This window comes from Flavobacterium sp. (assembly GCF_023151265.1).
In the GTDB taxonomy this organism is placed as follows: Bacteria; Bacteroidota; Bacteroidia; order Flavobacteriales; family Flavobacteriaceae; genus Flavobacterium.
The window spans coordinates 1-18,187 of sequence record NZ_JAKLJH010000034.1 but is presented as its reverse complement, the minus strand read 5'-3'; the positions used below and the strand labels follow the sequence as shown (position 1 = coordinate 18,187).

17 protein-coding genes are annotated in these 18,187 nt (G+C 33.1%); 5 read left to right on the top strand and 12 right to left on the bottom strand.

Annotated features, from left to right (window positions below):
* The 12 genes from L6Q46_RS04785 to L6Q46_RS04730 all read right to left on the bottom strand — a co-directional run.
* Positions 1 to 681: GLPGLI family protein (locus L6Q46_RS04785; protein WP_291283346.1), on the bottom strand; the 681-nt coding region annotated here is incomplete at its 3' end.
* A gap of 2 nt (positions 682 to 683) precedes the next feature.
* A complete protein-coding gene (locus L6Q46_RS04780) occupies positions 684 to 1,361 on the bottom strand; it encodes a GLPGLI family protein (protein WP_291283345.1) in 678 nt (225 codons plus the stop codon).
* Positions 1,362 to 1,397: 36 nt separating this feature from the next.
* Positions 1,398 to 2,093, bottom strand: coding sequence for a GLPGLI family protein (locus L6Q46_RS04775; protein WP_291283344.1), 696 nt, complete (start codon positions 2,091 to 2,093; stop codon positions 1,398 to 1,400).
* A 36-nt stretch (positions 2,094 to 2,129) separates the two neighbouring features.
* Positions 2,130 to 2,858, bottom strand: coding sequence for a GLPGLI family protein (locus L6Q46_RS04770; RefSeq protein ID WP_291283343.1), 729 nt, complete (start codon positions 2,856 to 2,858; stop codon positions 2,130 to 2,132).
* Positions 2,859 to 2,979: 121 nt separating this feature from the next.
* Positions 2,980 to 3,831, bottom strand: coding sequence for an OmpA family protein (locus tag L6Q46_RS04765; RefSeq protein ID WP_291283342.1), 852 nt, complete (start codon positions 3,829 to 3,831; stop codon positions 2,980 to 2,982).
* A gap of 1 nt (position 3,832) precedes the next feature.
* Entirely contained in the window at positions 3,833 to 5,467 is a 1,635-nt protein-coding gene (locus L6Q46_RS04760) for a S41 family peptidase (RefSeq protein WP_291283341.1), read from the bottom strand.
* A 71-nt stretch (positions 5,468 to 5,538) separates the two neighbouring features.
* Entirely contained in the window at positions 5,539 to 5,910 is a 372-nt protein-coding gene (gene rnpA, locus L6Q46_RS04755) for a ribonuclease P protein component (RefSeq protein ID WP_291264168.1), read from the bottom strand.
* A gap of 24 nt (positions 5,911 to 5,934) precedes the next feature.
* Positions 5,935 to 6,624: a hypothetical protein gene (locus L6Q46_RS04750; RefSeq protein WP_291283340.1), complete on the bottom strand. Its 690-nt coding sequence runs from the start codon at positions 6,622 to 6,624 to the stop codon at positions 5,935 to 5,937.
* A gap of 136 nt (positions 6,625 to 6,760) precedes the next feature.
* Positions 6,761 to 8,881, bottom strand: coding sequence for an elongation factor G (locus tag L6Q46_RS04745; RefSeq protein WP_291283339.1), 2,121 nt, complete (start codon positions 8,879 to 8,881; stop codon positions 6,761 to 6,763).
* A 149-nt stretch (positions 8,882 to 9,030) separates the two neighbouring features.
* Positions 9,031 to 10,908, bottom strand: a complete 1,878-nt coding sequence (locus tag L6Q46_RS04740) for a M1 family metallopeptidase (RefSeq protein ID WP_291283338.1) — start codon at positions 10,906 to 10,908, stop codon at positions 9,031 to 9,033.
* A gap of 76 nt (positions 10,909 to 10,984) precedes the next feature.
* Positions 10,985 to 12,580, bottom strand: a complete 1,596-nt coding sequence (locus L6Q46_RS04735) for a S8 family peptidase (RefSeq protein ID WP_291283337.1) — start codon at positions 12,578 to 12,580, stop codon at positions 10,985 to 10,987.
* A 74-nt stretch (positions 12,581 to 12,654) separates the two neighbouring features.
* Positions 12,655 to 13,515, bottom strand: a complete 861-nt coding sequence (locus tag L6Q46_RS04730) for an MBL fold metallo-hydrolase (protein WP_291283336.1) — start codon at positions 13,513 to 13,515, stop codon at positions 12,655 to 12,657.
* 144 nt (positions 13,516 to 13,659) lie between these two features.
* Here L6Q46_RS04730 and L6Q46_RS04725 point away from each other — a divergent pair, with 144 nt between their 5' ends.
* The 5 genes from L6Q46_RS04725 to sufD all read left to right on the top strand — a co-directional run bounded on the left by L6Q46_RS04725 (position 13,660) and on the right by sufD (position 18,157).
* Positions 13,660 to 13,989 carry an iron-sulfur cluster assembly accessory protein gene (locus L6Q46_RS04725; protein ID WP_026725390.1) on the top strand — a complete coding sequence of 110 codons (330 nt, stop codon included), beginning with the start codon at positions 13,660 to 13,662 and terminating at the stop codon, positions 13,987 to 13,989.
* 10 nt (positions 13,990 to 13,999) lie between these two features.
* Complete coding sequence (sufB, locus tag L6Q46_RS04720) at positions 14,000 to 15,448, top strand: Fe-S cluster assembly protein SufB (protein ID WP_291283335.1); 1,449 nt, start codon at positions 14,000 to 14,002, stop codon at positions 15,446 to 15,448.
* 137 nt (positions 15,449 to 15,585) lie between these two features.
* Positions 15,586 to 16,335, top strand: coding sequence for a Fe-S cluster assembly ATPase SufC (gene sufC / locus L6Q46_RS04715; RefSeq protein WP_291283334.1), 750 nt, complete (start codon positions 15,586 to 15,588; stop codon positions 16,333 to 16,335).
* Positions 16,336 to 16,422: 87 nt separating this feature from the next.
* Complete coding sequence (locus tag L6Q46_RS04710; protein WP_291283333.1) at positions 16,423 to 16,812, top strand: four helix bundle protein; 390 nt, start codon at positions 16,423 to 16,425, stop codon at positions 16,810 to 16,812.
* Between the two features lie 28 nt (positions 16,813 to 16,840).
* Positions 16,841 to 18,157 carry a Fe-S cluster assembly protein SufD gene (sufD, locus tag L6Q46_RS04705; RefSeq protein WP_291283332.1) on the top strand — a complete coding sequence of 439 codons (1,317 nt, stop codon included), beginning with the start codon at positions 16,841 to 16,843 and terminating at the stop codon, positions 18,155 to 18,157.
* Positions 18,158 to 18,187: the final 30 nt, after the last annotated feature.

Here is an 18,187-nt window from a genome sequence, read left to right as displayed (position 1 = left end):
TTCACCAACTTTATTTTGATATTCTTGTTCGCTAATTATTTTACCCTCTTTTGGTAATATAATTTCTTTAACATCATTTGAAAACACAATTTTTTCAACTCCAAAAACACTATTCCACTCTTGCAATTCTAATATCAAACCAGGAAGACCGCCGTAGCCTCTGGGTCCAATTGCAATAGGAATTTGAGGACAAAACCAAGCAATTACTGGATGTTTGAAAACTTTACCATTGTCTACGATATATTCATTAGTTGCCTTGTAGCAAGTGTAGCCATCGATAATTTTGGATTCATTTGTAAACACCCAATTTTGATTTAAAGGGTCAATTATTAAAAACTCATTTTCTTTAAAAAGACCATTAGAATTGTTGCAATAAATTTTATTTTTAAAAATGTAAATTTCTTTTCTTGCTCTACTGTCTATTATTGCCATTTCTAAATTTCCCCCATCCAAAGACATGTTTTTTATGAGTTTAAATTCGGATATAGAATCATTGAAAGTCAATTCAAATTTAAGATGTTTTGCGCCTTCAATTGCTTGTAGGTAATACGGGCCAATTACTTCATTCTTAATGAATTTTTCATCCTCTAAAATTTTGAAATTATAGGTTATAGTTCCGCTTTTTTGCGAGAAAAGAAAATTTGAAGATAGGATAGTGAAGAAGAAAAGTAAATATTTCATATTTAGAATTGATAATTTTCTTTGATTTTTTTGTCGTATTGTTCTTTTGTAATTGTTTTTTTATTAGGTATTTTTATTTCAATTTCTTTCTTCGACAACACAATAGATTTTGCCACTACTTTATTGCCGTTTTTTTCTAATTCTAAAATTAATCCTGGTAAACCATTGAACTCTAAAGGACCAAAAGAATAAGGTAATTCAGGACAAAACCATGCTGTAATTACTCTTTCTTTTGTTTTACCATCTCTGGCTGCATAACTTTCAGTACAAGTGGCTTTATAGCATAAATAGTTGTCAATTTTTTTGGATTCATTTAAAATATTCCAATTGTGATTTGATGGAGTTTTAATTAGAAATTCACCATAATCTTTGTATAATGACCTTTCATTTAATTTGAAATATAGTTCTTCAAATCCAAACATAATCAACAATGTTTCCTCTGCTAAATTATAATCGCTATCGTTGTTTAAGTTCGATTTTAAAAAAAAACTGGTTTGGTTGTTAAATTTTAATTCGAATACAACTTTTGCTTTTTCTAGTTGTACTAGATATTCGTTTACTTTATTCTCTGCAGTTTCTGAATATTTTTTCGAAATTCCTTCGTAATAAACATAACCTCCTTGAGAAAACAAGGAATTTAAGCCAAATAGAAATGATAGAATAAGTGCTTTTTGAATCATATAATATTGATTTTAAATCAGTTTTAAAAGAACTTTTTAATTACCCAACATTGGAGGCGAAGCAATAATTTTTTTAAACTCTTCTTCTGTGATTAATTTTCCTTTTTTAGGCTTTTCTATGATTTTGTTTTCTTTGCTAAGTTCAATTTTTGTGGCACCCCATGTAATATTTCTTACTTGAAGCTCTAATATTAAACCTGGCAAGCCTGAGTAACCTTTTGGCCCAACATTAAACGGAATGCTGGGACAGTACCACGCTACAATAGGATGCTTAAAAGTTGTTTTAGGATTAACAACAATTTGTTCTGATGTAGCTTTGTAACACAAATAGGAGCCGATTTGTTTGGTTTCATTTTCCAATTCCCAATTTGTAATTTCTTGGTATTCCATCATATATTCTCCGAAATAACCACTTTCATATCTTGTTTTTTTATCTTGTTCAATATCAATAAAATATGAGGTTGATGCCTCAGAAAAAGATACAGCAAAATCGACTTCCTCATTTTTAATTAAATCTTCCATGGTAAAATAGGAAACACTTTTATTCGCTTCCAATTTGAATTTAACTGCTTTAGCCCCTTTTTGTGCTAAAGCATAATAGTCCTTTAAAACATCATTTTTTGAAAAGCCTTCGTCAAAACCTATGTGTAAAGAATAGTTTACACTTACAGAATTTTTTTGTGCTTGAAGTGAACAAGTGAAGAGCAATAATAGAATAAGTTTTTGTAGCATATTTTAATTTTTTTCTGTGTTTTAGTTTTAACGATTTTAATTTCCCATTAATCCTTCTTTCACTTTTCGATCTCTATTGTTAATTTCTTCATCGGTTAACATTTCTCCTTTTGTGGGTTCTGTTATTTTTCCAGGAATAGTTACAAGATCTATTTTCTCAACAACATAAGCGATTTCGTTTTCATGTAATTCTAAAATTAAACCTGGTAAACCAGAATATCTTGTTGGTCCTAGTGGAACAGGAATTTCTGGACAATACCAAGCTACTACAGGCCATAAAAACTCTCTACCTTTCCATTTTTGAACATAGGTATAAGTAGCTTTGTAACATTTATAACCTTGAATTTCTTTTGTTTCAGTAGTTAAATTCCAATCTATAAAACTTGCTTTTCTTTTTCTTAATAACGTAGCAAATGAATAAGGTAATTGTTCAATTAATGTGTCTTTTTTTCTATTAATATAAAAAACAGCATCGCCATAAAAACGACCTGTTGTATATCTTTTACTCAATTGATTTTCCACATCTGAAATCATGTTTTCAGACATTGTAAAAACAGCGGCCTCATTGTTGAATTGTAGTGTAAATCGAAGCAGTTGTGCCATCATTTCGTGGTCTAATTCTTCTTGATACCACATTCTGTTTTCTTGTTTGAGTTCTTCTGTGGCTTGTTTTATACTAAAAAATGATTTATAGGTGATTATTCCATTTTGTTGACCAAAAGAACTAATAAAAATTAAAAAGAAAGCTATAGGATAGTATTTCATGTTTAAAATCACTTGTTTTGGATATGTAACCCAAAATTTAAGATTTATAAATGAAATTCAAAATGTTAATCTAATATTTAACATAATGTATATAAAAACCATACCTTTTGTTAAAACGAGATTACTTCTTCGGTTCCACTGGAACCACTTCATTTTTAGTAATCAAAAGCTCTACTCTTCGGTCTAAAGTGCTCCCTTTTTTTAAGGATTGTGTATTGCCGTAGCCTTTAAACGTCATGCGTGTTTTGCTGATGCGTTTCATCAAAAAATAATTGTACACTCTTTTGGCACGATTGACAGATAATTCGCGTTTTTTGGTGTCGCGGTCAATGGCTTCTTTTTGGAAAGTTGGTGTACAACAAACGTGTCCTTGAATTTCGAAGTGAATGTTTTTGTATTTGTGTAATTCTAAGGCAATTCGGTCTAATTCTTTTTTTCCTTTGTATGATAATTGGCTACTTCCTCTTTCAAACAAAACGTGGTCGAGATAAATTCTGTCGCCTACAATTCGGTCTTTTTTGATAGAACTATAAACACCAGGAATTTTTAAATCTTCAATTACAATGGGTTTGAAATTTACCACTACGTCCACTCTTCGGTTTTTAGAACGCGCTTCTGGAACATTGGTTTGCATATCTTCATCAAGCATGATTCTGCCTTTTCCTTCAAGTGTAATGATGATTTTACTTTTAATTCCTTTTTCAATTAGTTTATCTTTAACAGTATTGGCTCTATTGGTAGACAAAGTGTAATTGTAAGCATCTTTTCCTCTATCATCACAATAGCCAAAAATCTGAACCGATTCGATGCGTGAAGTATCTATTTTACTAACGAAAGCTACTACGGCATTGGCTTGTTCTTCTTTTAAATTGTATTTGTCAAACTCGAAAAATATGGAGTGAACTTCCTCTTCTTCTTGAGCAAATGAAACTACTGAAAAAAGCAAAAATAGTATGGAAAATAAACGTGTCATCTTATTTTTTTAATATCGATTTGTATTGCGTTTGATTGTTTAGTAAGGTGATAGCTTTTTCAATTTCTACATTTTCTTTGGTATAAAATTGATACAAACCTTCACGATATTGGTAACGCGTAATTAATTCTTCTTGAATTAGTTTCTTAATTTGGTTTTTGTTTTTATCTAATTCTAATTCTTGATTTCTTTCTATGGCCAACTCTAATTGTTTGTATTCGGAAGCGATTTGAGTATCCATTTTTTCTTTTTTAGCCGTTTCTAAAACGTTTTTCAGCGCTTTATTGGTTTCGGTGTCTAAAGTGATTTTTTCTTGTTTTAAAAACGCTTTAAACGCAGCGTAATCGGCATCAGAAATCGTTGGAATTCCAGAAACGGTTGGGTTTTTAAAATACCATTGCGTTGCAAAGTTGAAAATAGCATCTGATTTAACAACAGCATCTGTTATTGTTGCTGTTTTGGTTTCTTCAATTTCTATATCTGGTAAAACACCACCACCATCATAAACTGTTCTTCCTGATTTGGTTTTGAAAGCAGTAAATTCGGTCTTATTTTTCTTGATTGCTTTTCCGTTTTCGTCTTTTTTCGAATAATCTAAAGCTTGAATACATCTTCCCGAAGGTGTGTAATATCTTGAAATCGTAACTTTTACTTGTGTTCCATAAGACAAATCTAACGGACGTTGCACCAATCCTTTTCCAAAACTTCTCGTTCCTAAAATTACCCCTCTATCCAAATCTTGAATCGCACCCGCTACAATTTCAGAAGCCGAAGCACTTTTTCCATCTACAATTACTGCAATCGGAATTTCTAAATCTATAGGTTCGTTTTTGGTACGATATTCTAAATTGTGTTTTGGATTTTTCGATTTTGTGGTTACAATCAATTCGTTTTTAGGAACAAAAAGGTTGCAAATATTAACTGCTTCATGCAATAAACCACCTGGATTTCCTCTTAAATCTAAAATGATTTTGGTTGCTCCTTGTTTTTTTAATTCTAACAAAGCGGCTTTGGTTTCAAAACTAGCTTTTTCAGTGAATTTCGTTAAAACGATATAACCCGTATTGTCTTTTAAAAGCGAGAAAAACGGAACGGCTTTTATTTCAACATCGTCTAAAACAATCGTAGCATTTTGGGTTTTTCCTTGACGAATGTATTGAATATCGATTTTGGTGTTTTTAGCACCACGAAACAATTGTGAAGCATCTTCTTTGTATTCTTTTAAGCTAATATCACCTATTTGAATTACTTCATCACCTGCTTTTAATCCAGCTTTATCGGCTGGAAATCCTTTATAAATTTCTTTTAGAAATACTTTTCCTTCTTTGCGTTGCACCATCGCGCCAATACCCGTGTACTCGCCCGTGTTGTTGATTTTGAATTTTAAAACGTCTTGTTCGTTAAAGAAAACGGTGTACGGATCCAATTCTTTCAACATATTTTTTATGGCGTTATCCATCATTTCACCGGGATTGGTTTCATCCACGTAATTTTGGTTAACAGTTTTAAAAAGTCCGGTGAAGATTTCGATTTGCTTGGCAATTTCAAAAAAATCGTTCTTAAAACTAACGCCCACAAATAAGAAACCCGCTGCCAGAACAGGAATGATTATTTTTCCTTTGAAATATTTTTTCATGTTGAAGTCTTGAATTATACCAGTTTACGAAAGTAAAGAATCTTGAGCAAAAATTAAACCAAAAGTACAATTTACTTCTGCCTTTCGTTGAATTTTTGAAAAAGTTGAATGGTTTTCTCTTCAATTTCTTGATAAGAAAGTCGCTCTTTGCTCTGATAGAAAAACATGAAAGCATGTGGTTTTTCTAAATTATCAATTAAAAGATGCTTATTTAAACGATAGGTTTCGCGTAAAACACGTTTGAAATAATTACGATCTACCGCTTTTTTGAAGTATTTTTTAGAAACGGAAACCCCCATTTTAATCAGTTCTGCATTAGGTTCTGTGTTTTCAACATACACCAAACGCAACGGATACTTTGAAACTGATTTCCCTTCCGAAAACAACAAGTCAATCGTGGTTTTGCTTTTTAATTTTTCGTGTTTTGGATAAGTGAATTTCATGAAGCAAAGTTAGAAAACTTTAATTTAAGTAATGTATTTAAGTTTTAATTCTTCTTGAAGTAGCACAAATTTGTAAAAAGTGAAGTTGGAAATTCCGAATAAAATGATGGTTAGCATTCTTAAAATTTCATCTGGAAAGTAATATTTATTAATTAAAAACACCCCAATTTGAATCACAAATAAAATAGCGCTTATGAACAACCAATATAATCTTTTCTTGTCTTGGAAAAGGAAGTTAAAAGTAGCCATTCCGCCAATGAATGAAGTTAAAAATCCGTTTATAACCCAAGGATAAAAATCGATTTTCACTTCTTTTTCTACCAAAAGCAAAACATATAAATAGATAAAAAAATAAGGAATTGAAGCTAAAACAATCGCTAACCAGTTCTTATTTTCAATGCTTTTATAAACGATGATGAAAATTAATATACGATAAGCAAGTGAAATGATTGCTCCTATACAATTAAAAAAGGGTGTGTTTTCCCTAAAGAATAAATAGGCAAAAAAGAACAAAATTAAAGCGCTAAAATAGAGTGTACTTTTAATTTTAGAGGCAATAAAATACATTAAAATAAGAATCGGAATACGAATACTTCCTAAAAAAAATTCTAAAACAGGAAATGATTTCAAATTTAAAAACGAAAAGGCAACAACAACTAAAATGTATAGTATTGTTAATTGCGAAACCGTTTTATTTTTATCTAAAATATTCACTTTTATTTTTATGCTAATTTACTAATAATCAATAGCATATTATTTATTTTGTTGTTTTATTTTTAAGCCTACAAAACCAAGCATAAAAAAAGCTTCCTCAATTTGAAGAAGCTTTTCTAAAATCAAAATTCATTACTTATTCAGATAAAACCGCATTGCTTATAACTAAACTTTCCTGAACATGAGGAGGAACTAGTTGATATGAACTAAATTCCAATTTGAATTTTGCTTTTCCCTGTGTTAACGAACGAAGTGTAGAACCATAATCTTTGAGTTCTGCTAGCGGCACTTCGGAAATAATTTTTTGATAATGACCATCGGTATCCATTCCTTGAATTATGGCTCTTCTAGTTTGTAAATCACCCATGACGTCACCAGTGTAAGCATCTTCACAAAGCACCTCAAGTTGGTAATAAGGTTCTAAAAGTTGAGGTCTTGCTTCGTTAAAGGCTTCTTTGAATGCATGTGAAGCGGCTAATTGAAACGAAATATCATTACTATCTACCGCATGCATTTTACCATCGTAAATACAAACGCGAATGTTTTGACAATTAGAACCCGTTAACGGACCTTCAGTCATGGATTGCATGATTCCTTTTTTGATAGCTGTAGCATATCGATTGTCGATTGCACCACCAACAATACACCAATAGAAGGCGAATTTTCCACCCCAAGGTAATTCTTCAATTTCTTTGTTGCGAACGTTCACGCCTTGTGGTTCTGGCATATCATCGTAATAAGGCTCAATGGTTAAATGAACTTCTCCAAATTGTCCAGCGCCACCACTTTGTTTTTTATGACGATATTCTGCTTTAGCAGCTTTAGTTATGGTTTCGCGATATGGAACTTTTGGTTCTTCAAAGAGGATTTCGATGTTGTTTTCGCTTTCGATGCGGTGTTTTATTAAATCCAAATGTAATTGCCCTTGACCATAAACGATGGTTTGTTTTAATTCCGAAGATTGCTCCACTTTGAAAGTCAAATCTTCTTCCTCGATTTGATGTAAGGCTTTAATCATTTTTTCCATATCGGCTAGATTTGCAGTTGCAACCGCTTTTCTGATGCGACTTTCTGGAAATTGCATTTTTCTCACTTTTCTTTCTACACCTTTAGCATTCAACGTATTATTGGAATGTCCGTATTTCAATCGAACGGTAACTCCTAAATCACCAGCAGTTAATTTATCAACGGCAGTTCTTTGTTTACCTTCTGCTAAGAATAATTGGGTTAAGCGTTCGGTTTCCCCATTATCAGCATTTACCAATTCATCACCAGCATTCAATTCGCCCGAAAGCACTTTGAAATAGGAAACCATTCCCACTTGAGGTTCTGAAAGTGTTTTGTAAATGAAAATAGTCGTTTTGTCTGAAGCATCGCATTTTAATTCACCACCATTTTCTAATTTTTTAGCTGGTCTGTCGGCTGGAGATGGCGCAATATCATCAAGGAATCCCATGATTCTTCCACTTCCCATATCTTTTAATCCCGAAGCACAGAAAACTGGAAATATTTGTTGGTTAGCAAGCGCAATAGTTAATCCTTTTGCTAGTTCTTCTTCATCTAAATATCCTTTTTCGAAGTATTTTTCCATCAAACCTTCTTCATTTTCGGCGGCAGCTTCTACCAATGCATTATGAAGTGCATTTGCTTTTTCTAATTCGGATGCTGGAATTGGCATTTTTTCTGGTTTTCCGCCATTTTCTGGGAAAACATACATCGTCATGCGAAGGACATCGATAATACTATTGAATTTTTCACCAGAATTGTATGGATATTGAATTGGAATCACTTTGTTCCCAAAGCGATTCACCGCTTGTTCCAAAGTAGTTTCAAAATCTGCTTTCGGTTGATCCATTTGGTTGATTACAAAAAAAGCAGGAGTTTGATAGTTTTGAACGTATTCCCAAACGATTTCAGTCCCCACTTCCACGCCTGAAGCTGCATTTAGCAGAATTACAGCAGTATCGGCTACTTTAAGGGAAGAAACGACTTCACCAATAAAATCGTCGAAACCAGGAGTGTCTATGATGTTGATTTTGTTGTTGTGCCATTTAACATGCATTAAGTGGCTGTATAAGGTGTTTTCTCTTTCGTGTTCTAAATCGGTAAAATCTGAAATGGTATTGTGATTTTCTACCGAACCACGGCGTGGAATTACGCCACTTTCAAATAACATGGTCTCGATAAAAGTGGTCTTTCCTGATCCTGAATGCCCAAGAAATACCACGTTTCTAATGTCTTTTGTTGCAATGCTCATGACTTTATGTTTTTAAATGAATAACTAATTTTAATTTGCATTTTTAGCACATTAAAATTACGAAAGACAATACACGTAAATCATGACAATTATCATCTCACTTGTTGAAAATCAACATAAAAAAAGCGACCTAAAGTCGCTTTTCAATTTTATTTTTTTGTAAAGATGTTATCCTCTTTATTCACATCTGCCATCATATTTTCTGGGTCGATGGTGATGGATTTAATTTTATCTTTTGGTTTTGCAATTTCAAAAGTGAATGTTGGATACGCCCAATCCCAACCTTTTAATACATGTCCTTTAATTCCAGTATACGGATTTGGTTTTTCCCAACGCATTAAGGTATTTGGAATGTAGAAAAATTCTTTGGTTCCGTCGGTATATTCTACCATAACATCTAAAGGCATTGGCATTCTTCCTTTTCTTTCAAAAACTACTTTTGTATTAGCAGCATTCGCTTCCGAAACTTCTTTGATGCTGTAATCAATCGTGTTTGTAGTTAATGTCCAATCTAACAAATACCAATCTAAATTAGCACCAGAAACTTTTTCCGCCACACGCTTGATATCGTTTGGAGTTGGATGCGTAAATTTATACTCGTTGTAAAAACGTTTTATAGTTTTGTTGAGGTTTTCTTGTCCAATTAAATAACCCAATTGTACTAAAAACACTTCCCCTTTACTGTAAGCCGAAATACCATACGCCATATTCAAATCATAACGATCAGCATGTGTAGAAAGCGGTTGCTCTTTTCCAGATTTTGCTAAATAAATGTAATTATTGTAAGCGTCTTCAAATGGATTTTCTGGTTTTTTTGGAGGCAAAACTTTATTCATCGCTAAGTTAGAAATGTATGACGTAAAACCTTCATCCATCCATTCGTGTTTGGTTTCGTTAGTTGCTAATACAAATTGGAACCAAGAATGCGCCATTTCGTGAGCGGTTACACCAACTAAACTTCCAAATGCTCTGTTTCCTGTAATTAAAGTACACATGCCATATTCCATTCCGCCATCGCCACCCTGAATTACCGAGTATTGTTTGTATGGATAAGGTCCAACATTTTCATTAAAGTAAGCTAATAATTCAGCTGTTTTAGGTTGCATTTTTTTCCAATTCTCTAAATTCTCTTTCTTGTTTTTGTACAAGAAATGCAATTCAACATTATTTGGACCTAAAATCATATCGTGAATGAATTCGTTATCAGCTCCCCAAGCAAAATCATGTACGTTTGGTGCATAAAAATGCCAAGTTAAGGTTTTGGTTTTCTTTGGATAAACAACTTGTACGCCAGCATCTTGATAACCATGACCGATTTCGTTTTTGTTTTGCAAATAACCCGTTCCGCCGATTGTGTACGCTTTATCAATTGTGATTTTTACATCAAAATTTCCCCAAACACCATGAAATTCTCTCGCGATGTATGGATTTGCGTGCCATCCTTCGAAATCGTATTCACACAATTTTGGATACCATTGTGTCATCGATAAAGCAACACCTTCTTCAGAAATTCTTCCCGAACGACGAATTTGCAACGGCACTTGACCATCAAAATCTAATGAAAGAGTTGTTTTTTGTTTTGGTAAAATAGGTTTTGCTAACGTAACTTCTAAAATAGTACCTACTACTTTTGTGGTTGCTACAATGCCATCTTGTTTGAAATTAGCGATGTTTAAATAGCCAATTTCATTTGGTTTTAAAGTACTAATTCTACTTTCTTTTACGTCTTTACCTTCTTTTTTGAAGGTTTTCACCATTCGTTTATCTGGGTCAGAAATCGCCTGTAAACGCGCATCCATTTCGCTTCCTGGTTGAAATGCATTGTTGTACAAATGATAATACACTTTGTGAAGTGTATCTGGTGAATTGTTGGTGTAAACAATTTCTTGTTTTCCTTTATATTGAAATTTTTTCACATCCATATTCACCTCCATTTTATAGTCAACGTGTTGTTGCCAATAACCTGGATTTGGATTGTTTTGTGCAAAGCTAGCACATGAAATAAGTAAAAAAAGTATTTTTTTCATAATCAATTTTTAAAAGAAAAACCTACAAGAATTTAACAACCTGTAGGTTTTTGGTTTTACTAAAGTAATGATACTTTTATTTTTTTGCCATCTTAGCTGCTAAAACTAAAGCGTTATAAGCATTAACAATTCTTCCTGATTTAGAAGCATCAGCAAAGTTAGCTTTGTGTTTGTCTTCTCCAATTATCACTTGATTTTTTAAAGGTGTTCCACTTTCCATGATAATTTGTTTTACTTGAACCGCAGTTAAACTTGGATAGTAAGAACGAATTAATGTTGCCACACCAGCCACGTTAGGTGACGCCATTGAAGTTCCTTGTAAATATTCGTAAGTGTTTAATGGTGTAGTAGCATAAATTTTATCTCCAGGAGCAAAAATATCTACATTGTTTTTTCCGTAATTAGAAAAATCTGCAACCATTTTACTTCCATAAGTAGGAGAAAGTGCTCCAATAATCAATACGTTTTTAGCAAATTCTGGACTTCCATCATAGGTGTCGTTTGGATATTTGTTCGTAACATCTAAATCATACGATTCGTTACCAGCAGCGATAACTACTAAAACGTCTTTAGATTCTGCGTATTTGATAGCATCGATAACCCATTCTTTGTTTTGTGAAAAATATTTTCCAAAAGATCCGTTGATTACTTTAGCACCATTGTCAACAGCATAACGAATTCCTAAAGCGATATCTTTATCATATTCGTCACCATTTGGAACGGCTCTAACTGCCATAATTTGTGCATTGTTTGTAACACCATCACCACCTTTATTATTACCTCTAACTTGAGCTACAATTCCAGCAACGTGAGTTCCGTGTTTTGCTTCTTTTGGCTCTGGACCTACTACGTTATTGTTTCCGTATTTAGTGTCTTTTAAATCGTTTGGATTATCACCAACGATTTTTCTTCCATCAAAATCAACATTTAAGTTGTAATTTAATTGACCGTAAACATAGTCTTTATATTCTTCGATTTGTTTGTCAAATTCAGCTTTTGAAGTTGAGCTTAAAACGTTTGTAAATAAAGCTTTTGGTTGAGCCAAAGATGTTTCAGTTGCTGGAATTGCTTTAACCTCTTCTAAAGTAAAATTACTTTTCTTGAAGTAAGTGGCTAATTGTTTTTCAGCGTTTACAATAAAGTCTAATTGCTGTTTTTTAGGTGTAAGTCCTTTTAATTCTTCTTCTAATTTCGCTTTTGCTTTATCATATTCTGGAGTTCCAGGACCTTTTTTAACAATACGCGTCATTTCTAATTGTTCATGAACAGCGTTTCCTAAGAAATTCCATCCGTGCATATCGTCAATGTAACCGTTTTTGTCATCGTCAATTCCGTTTCCTGCAATTTCTTTTGGATTGGTCCAAATAACCGCTTTTAAATCTTCGTGGTTGATATCTACACCAGAATCTACAATTCCAACGATAACTTTTTGCCCTTTTTTACCTTTTAATAATTCTTTGTAAGCTTTGTCAACACTCATTCCTGGAAGTGTGTCTTTTACTAAGTCTAAATGACTCCAACGTTGCAAATCATTTTCAGCAACTGGAGTAGTTTTTAAAGGTAAATTATCAATATTCTCAACCGGAGTTGATAGCATTTTTTGCGATCCACAACTTGCCAAGATAAATCCTAAAGCTAAGCTCAAATAAAGTGGTTTAAAAATTCTCTTCATGATTTCAATTAATTAATTTTCAGTTATTGGACTGAATTGATTTGTATTTGTTACAATTATGTTCTTTTTTAACATTATTTTAGAATGTCTTCGCATTTGAAAACTTCTTTTAATCGGATTCCCTTTTCGGTATGCTGAACCGTTATAATTTGATTATGAGCATCGTGTTCTAACCACAAATAATAATTGTTGTCGGCAGCGTTATTTAAAAATATTTGTTTTTCATCCATCGACATCAAAGGTCTTGTGTCGTATCCAGTAACATAAGGTATTGGAATATGACCTGCGGTTGGTAGCATATCGGCACAAAAAACAATGGTTTTTCCGTTGTAGTTGATGTGTGGTAACATTTGTTTTTCAGTATGTCCATCTGCGTAGAAAATATCGAAACCTAATTCTGATGAAAATCCAAAACCCGAATTTGGTCGATCAATAAAATTCAACTGACCACTTTCTTGCATTGGAATGATATTTTCATGTAGAAAGGAAGCTTTTTCTCTAGCGTTTGGTTTTGTTGCCCATTCCCAATGGTTGTCATTCGTCCAGAATTTTGCATTTTTAAAAGCGACTTCGTAACCAGTTTTATCTTTGTTCCAATTCACGCTTCCGCCACAATGGTCGAAATGCAAATGTGTCATAAAAACATCGGTAATATCATCGCGATGAAAACCAGCATTTTTTAAAGATTTATCTAACGAATGATTGCCCCAAAGTGAATAATAGCCAAAAAATTTATCCGATTGTTTGTTGCCCATTCCGGTATCAATCAAAGTTAATCGGTTCCCATCTTCAATTAAAAGGCATCTTGCTGCAATATCAATAAGGTTATTTTCGTCGGCTGGATTGGTTTTATTCCAAATGGTTTTAGGCACTACACCAAACATAGCACCACCGTCTAATTTAAAATTTCCAGCTTCAATAGAATGTAATTTCATGGTAAAAACAATTTTCAGCCAAATTACAAAAAATACTATAAACAGAAACTATGAATCTATAAGTTATAAAAATGTTAGCAATTCTTGTAAAAAGCAATTTATGGCTTATCTTTGCAGTTAATTTAGACAAAATCAAAATAAGAAATGATTAAAGTATCTGACACAGCAAGTAAAAAAATCATTGCAATGATGCAAGAAGATGGTTTTGATGCAGCCAAAGATTACGTGCGAGTAGGCGTAAAAAGTGGTGGTTGCTCGGGTTTGTCTTATGATTTAAAATTTGACAAAGAAATAGGAGAAAACGATAAAATATTTGAAGATAATAATGTAAAAATTGCCGTAGAGAAAAAGAGTTTTCTTTATTTGGCAGGAACTATATTAGAATTTTCAGGTGGTTTAAACGGAAAAGGATTTGTTTTTAACAATCCAAATGCACAAAGAACGTGTGGATGTGGAGAGAGTTTCTCTCTATAAATCAAAAAATATGAGTAAGTATACAGAAGACGACTTAAAAGTCGAATTAGAAAATAAAGAATACGAATACGGATTTTATACCGAATTGGACTCGGAAACGTTTCCTGTTGGGTTAAATGAAGATATTGTTCGTGCCATTTCCAAGAAAAAAGACGAGCCAGAATGGATGACTGAATGGCGTTTGGAAGCTTTTCGTGCTTGGCAAGAAATGGAAGAACCAGAATGGGCCAACGTAAATTACGAAAAACCCGATTTTCAAGCAATTTCTTATTATTCAGCCCCTAAAAAAGCCGATCCGAATAAAAAATTAGAAGACGTTGACCCAGAACTTTTGGCGATGTACAAAAAGTTAGGAATTTCGGTTGACGAGCAAAAGAAAATGAATAACGTGGCGATTGATATCGTGGTAGATTCGGTATCAGTGGCAACGACTTTCAAGAAAACATTAAACGAAAAAGGCATTATTTTCTGTTCGATTTCGGAAGCGATTAAAGAACATCCAGAATTAGTTCGTAAACATTTAGGAACCGTTGTTCCGATGAAAGATAATTTTTATGCTGCTTTAAATTCGGCGGTTTTTTCAGATGGAAGTTTCTGTTATATTCCAAAAGGAGTGAAGTGTCCAATGGAATTATCAACGTATTTCCGTATCAATCAAGGTGGAACGGGTCAGTTTGAAAGAACGTTATTGGTTGCCGATGAAGAGAGTTACGTGTCTTATTTAGAAGGATGTACCGCTCCAAGTCGTGATGAAAATCAATTACACGCAGCCGTTGTAGAATTAATTGCAATGGACGGAGCTGAAATTAAATATTCAACGGTTCAAAATTGGTATCCTGGAAATAAAGAAGGTAAAGGTGGAGTTTTTAACTTCGTTACCAAAAGAGGTTTGTGCGAGAAAAATGCTAAAATTTCTTGGACGCAAGTAGAAACAGGTTCGGCTGTAACTTGGAAATATCCATCATGTGTATTGAAAGGCGATAATTCAATCGGAGAGTTTTACTCGATTGCCGTTACAAATAATTTCCAACAAGCGGATACAGGAACAAAAATGATTCATTTGGGAAAAAACACCAAATCGACCATTATTTCAAAAGGTATTTCAGCTGGAAAATCACAAAACAGTTATAGAGGATTAGTGCAAATCGGAGCAAGAGCAGAAAATGCTCGTAACTTCTCACAATGTGATTCACTTTTAATGGGAAATAACTGTGGAGCACACACTTTCCCATATATCGAAAGTAAAAATGCTTCTGCAAAAATTGAACACGAAGCTACGACTTCAAAAATTGGAGAAGACCAAGTGTTTTATTGTAACCAACGCGGAATTCCAACCGAAAAAGCCATCGCTTTAATCGTAAATGGTTTCAGTAAAGAAGTATTGAATAAATTACCAATGGAATTCGCTGTTGAAGCGCAAAAATTATTAGAAATTTCGTTAGAAGGTTCAGTAGGATAGTTTTGTTTCAAGTTTCAGGTTTCAAGTTATGCCTGAACATTAAAACAATTATAATAGAATTTAAAAAATAATTTAATATAAACGTTTCAAGAACAACATTTTGTAAACTTGAAACTTTAAACCTGAAACTAAATAAAATGTTACAGATAAAAAACTTACACGCTTCGGTAGAAGACAAAGACATATTAAAAGGGATTAACCTTGAAATTAAAGCAGGAGAAGTGCATGCGATTATGGGACCAAACGGTGCCGGAAAATCAACTTTATCTTCTATCATTGCAGGAAACGAAAATTACGAAGTAACGGAAGGAGAAATCTTCTTAGACGGAGAAGAAATTTCTGAATTAGCTCCAGAAGAAAGAGCGCACAAAGGTGTGTTTTTATCTTTCCAATATCCGGTGGAAATTCCAGGAGTTTCGGTAACAAATTTCATCAAAACAGCTATCAACGAAAAGCGAAAAGCTAACAAGCAAGAGGAAATGCCTGCGAATGAAATGCTGAAATTAATCCGAGAAAAATCAGAATTATTAGAAATGGACAGAAAATTCTTGTCGCGTTCTTTAAACGAAGGTTTCTCAGGTGGTGAAAAGAAACGTAACGAAATCTTCCAAATGGCGATGTTAGAGCCAAAAATCGCTATTTTGGACGAAACGGATTCAGGTTTAGATATCGATGCGTTACGAATTGTAGCTAACGGAGTAAACAAATTGAAAAACGAAAACAACGCGGTATTAGTAATCACGCACTACCAACGTTTGTTAGACTATATCGTTCCAGATTTCGTTCACGTTTTAATGGATGGAAAAATCGTAAAAACTGGTGGAGCTGATTTAGCTTTAGAGCTTGAAGAAAAAGGATACGATTGGATTAAAAACGAGTTGGTTTAATTTGTTTCAAGTTTCAGGTTTCAGGTTTCAAGTTTCAGGTTATTAGAACCTCATTTATATACACGACAATTTAATTTTATATACGCCATGGCAACAATTACAAAGTTTGAAGATTTAGAAATCTGGCAAGAAGCTAGAAAATTAGCAAAAGAAGTTTTTATTCTTTCAAAAGAAACAGATTTAAAAACTGATTTTAGATTTAAAGAACAAATAAAAGCATCATCTGGTTCCGTAATGGATAATATTGCTGAAGGTTTTGAAAGAGATGGAAATTTGGAATTTCGCCAATTTTTATCTGTAGCAAAAGGTTCGGCAGGAGAAACCAGATCTCAAATTTATAGACTTTATGATTGCGAGTATATTTCGGAAGATCAGTTTAAAGATTTGAAGAATAAATATGAAAACTTAAGCGGTAAAATTAAAAATTTCATCACTTATTTAAACAAGAAAGATTTCAAAGGAAACAAGTTCCAATAACCTGAAACTTGAAACAAAATATTGAACAATGGAATTAAAAGATAAAATGTTAGCATCCTTCATGGCCTTTGAAGAAAAAATCAAAGACAATGAAGATTTGCACGAAGTTCGAAATCACGCCATAAAAAATTTCGAAAATAAAGGTTTCCCTACTAAAAAAGAGGAAGCTTGGAAATACACGTCGTTAAATGCGATTTTGAAAAATGATTTTTCGGTTTTCCCAAAGAAAGAAAATGCGATTGAATTTAAAGACGTAAAAAAGTATTTCTTACATGAAATTGACACTTATAAAGTAGTTTTCATCGACGGAATTTTTAGTTCGTTTTTGTCTTCTACAACGCACGATGGTTTAGATGTTTGTTTGATGGCTTCGGCATTGTCAAAACCTAAATATAAAATGGTAATTGATACCTATTTCAATCAAATTGCAAGTAAAGAAGAGAGTTTGACTTCTTTAAATACCGCTTTTTCATTGGAAGGCGCTTACATCAATATTCCAAAAAGTAAAGTGGTTGAAAAACCTATCGAAATCATCTATTTCTCAACCGGAAATGAAGCGGCTTTGATGGTACAACCTCGAAACTTAATCATCGTAGGTGAAAACGCTCACGTACAAATCGTAGAACGTCATCAAAGTTTGAATTCTAATCCAGTTTTAACGAATTCGGTTACCGAAATTTTTGCTCAAAAACGTGCGATTGTAGATTATTATAAAGTTCAAAACGATGTGCAAACTGCGAATTTGATTGACAATACGTACATTGCGCAAAAGCAAGAGAGTAGAGTAGCAGTGCATACTTTTTCGTTTGGTGGAAACATCACCAGAAACAACTTGAATTTCTATCATCAAGGAGAACGAATCGATTCAACTTTGAAAGGAATTACCATTATTGGAGATAAACAACACGTAGATCATTATACTTTGGTGCAACATGCAACGCCAAATTGCGAAAGTCACCAAAACTATAAAACGATTTTACATGATAGTTCAACCGGAGTTTTTAATGGAAAAATCTTCGTAGAAAAAGAAGCGCAAAAAACCGATGCTTTCCAACAAAATAACAATATTTTAATTGGTGATAAAGCCACCATCAACGCAAAACCACAATTGGAAATTTTTGCTGATGATGTAAAATGTTCACACGGTTGTACGATTGGACAATTAGACGAAAGCGCGATGTTCTACATGCAACAACGCGGAATTCCGAAAAAAGAAGCGAAAGCTTTATTGATGTATGCGTTTACAAGCGAAGTAACAAACAGTATCAAAATACCAGAATTAAAAGCTAAAATTGGTAGAATTATTGCCGACAAATTAGGAGTTAATATGGGATTTGATTTGTAGTATATAAAGCCGCTTTATTGCGGTTTTGTT